At 38.8% G+C, this 2,358-nt stretch carries 3 protein-coding genes; all 3 read right to left on the reverse strand.

All coding sequences use genetic code 11. The features are described from left to right. Window positions 1–26: 26 nt before the first annotated feature. Window positions 27–1,040, reverse strand: coding sequence for a hypothetical protein (locus tag ABTQ23_RS21080; RefSeq protein ID WP_408617734.1), 1,014 nt, complete (start codon window positions 1,038–1,040; stop codon window positions 27–29). 297 nt (window positions 1,041–1,337) lie between these two features. After that, entirely contained in the window at window positions 1,338–1,610 is a 273-nt protein-coding gene (locus ABTQ23_RS21085; protein WP_408617735.1) for a DUF4917 family protein, read from the reverse strand. After that, window positions 1,576–2,103, reverse strand: a complete 528-nt coding sequence (locus ABTQ23_RS21090; RefSeq protein WP_408617736.1) for a DUF4917 family protein — start codon at window positions 2,101–2,103, stop codon at window positions 1,576–1,578. Before ABTQ23_RS21090 ends, ABTQ23_RS21085 begins: the two co-directional genes overlap by 35 nt. Between the last annotated feature and the right edge of the window lie 255 nt (window positions 2,104–2,358).

Here is a 2,358-nt window from a genome sequence, read left to right on the forward strand (position 1 = left end):
GGGCTATCGCCGTTAGAGTATGAGCGTCAATATTTTAATGAGGCTAAAAGTCGTCTAGTGAAGTAGTGGCGATTCACTTCATACTTAGAGCTACTTGCTTTTCTTGCTAACTGTCTAATTCGGCGATCTGAAATATCCTCTATTACTGAGAGCACTTTTTCTTTCAGATTTCGCTTGTCGGTCACATCCTTTTCAAGCTCGTCGATATAGCGCCACGTAGGATCTATGCTTTCATCTGGAATTTGAGACTCTGCTTCTTTAAAAATTAGTTTTACATCTGAACTATGAACCAATTTATCGACTAAGTTTTTACTATTTTGCCTTTCGCTCAGCTTATCCATTAACAAGCAAAATATTATATTTTCTTTGCCTATATGTGCATTGTTGTGAAGTGGTGAATTCTCAATACCCTTTAAAACTGTCTGCTTGAGAGCATCCTCATCTTCCTGACCAAAATCCCATGATATTTTCCTCAAAAACTCTTTAAACCTATCAACATTTAGACCCTGAAGCGTTTCTAAGTTTCCTGATTTAGACTTTTCTTTATATTGGGAAGCGTACTCTTCAACAAGAATTTCTTTTACTAAATTAATAGTTTCGTCTGAAACTTCATCCAACGATTGAAGAATTTCTAAAATTGGTTTTTCTGGTAGAGTTATTTCTTTACCGCTATTGAGCTTAGATTTTCTTTCCTTACCGACATCCCTTGTCGTATAAAAGCCCAAATAAACGCTGTTACTCGTGCGAAATTGATCTACATAGATGTCATAAAAACTGACCAACGTATTTATAACCGGAGGGCTAAAAATTGTGAAATTTCCATTCAGGTCATAATTCTTGTCTTCTTCGAAGTAATTACTGACTTCTCCATCTACAATAGTCTGATGGGAAACATCTTCGAGATTTTCCACCGCAGTAAAAAATACAGTGCTTCTATCCTGCTGAATCGTTTGCAGCATGAGCTTAATCGCTCTTATGAGCTGTAATCTAAAACCTTTGCCAGAGTCTCCAGCTTCCCTATCGATAGTCTCTACTGCCATAAAAAAGTGTCATCTTAATTTTATCTGGTCAATTTACACGAGCACTCTTTAAAAGTTAACTCCCAGTTGTATTCCTCTGCAAGGTTAACTAGTTCGATGTCCGCTCCTTGCTCTAAGCCACCCTTAGAGCATTTACGTTAACGCATCTTGGGGCATCGTCGAGTTACGAGCTCCAACTGGACAAAAGCATACCAATAATTTACCTACTTTAGTAAATAGTAAATTACTTTAGGTTTGGCGAAACCATCAAACGATGGATAACAAAACGGCTCCTCAATCAAGGGCCGCACGCGTATATTAAGCCCAGATAGGTGCTGTTGATGCATCATAGAATTCAACATCAGCATGAATAAAGCGTCTAGCATTAGCTATGGTTTCACGGTTTACCTCTGAGTTTTCATCTCCAAAGATGCTTACGAATACCTTTTCTATTTCACTTTTATTAATTTGATCAAATATGTGTTTGTCATTGTCTGCCATTGAATGACCATGGATGAATAGCGTTCCGTCGAGTTTCGATATTTTTTTGTAGCAGTCATTCATTTTCCCATGTAGTAAAAGTAAATCCATCTCCAGTATGGTAGCCCATTGGAGCGATCTCAGTTTTATTGACTATCCAGTAAAGCAATAAGTCGTAGTTGAGAGTGAAGATGTTTTTGAATAGTAGGATGAATGGTTTAGCTTGTTCGTATTGTGCTACTGAAACATGGCTTGATCTTTCTGGATGGGTATCAGAAATTGAATCAATTAATGAATTCTTTAGTTGTTCTTGGTCTGTGGCGATTTCATCAATTTTCTCGGCATCAATACCATAAGTTTCACAGACAGCTTCGGCAGCCTCTAGAGCACGCATTACTTGCTCGAAATCGTATGTGTCGAATTTCGTAAAAATTTCTCTTATCTCTGCATCACGATCGCCAAAATTCGCTCCGCTAAGCAGGTTCTTATAGTTGAAAATTGTATGATTCCACGCTTGTGAGAAGCCGTTAGCCAGTAGGACAGATGGCTTTGGATTGTCAGGCACACGAGCATTCATCGCGTCTTCAAAAGATTGTAGTGGCATAACCTCAGTCTCTCGGTGTGAACTAATATGCGACTGTACCCTCTTACTTTCCACTATTCTACATACCTAATTCACAGAACCAACCTATGGGGCGCGTCTTACTTTTCATCTTTCCATTAGGCTAAGTATCGCAAAAACAGTTACTGCGGCTAGCTCTCATATTGGCACTAACTCACAATGGGGCAGTTTCGAGCCAGCGAAGATATCACTAGCACGTTGATGGACAATCATTAGCACGACATTGAACTGGAATTG

The organism is Celerinatantimonas sediminis (assembly GCF_046054195.1).
GTDB lineage: Bacteria > Pseudomonadota > Gammaproteobacteria > Enterobacterales > Celerinatantimonadaceae > Celerinatantimonas.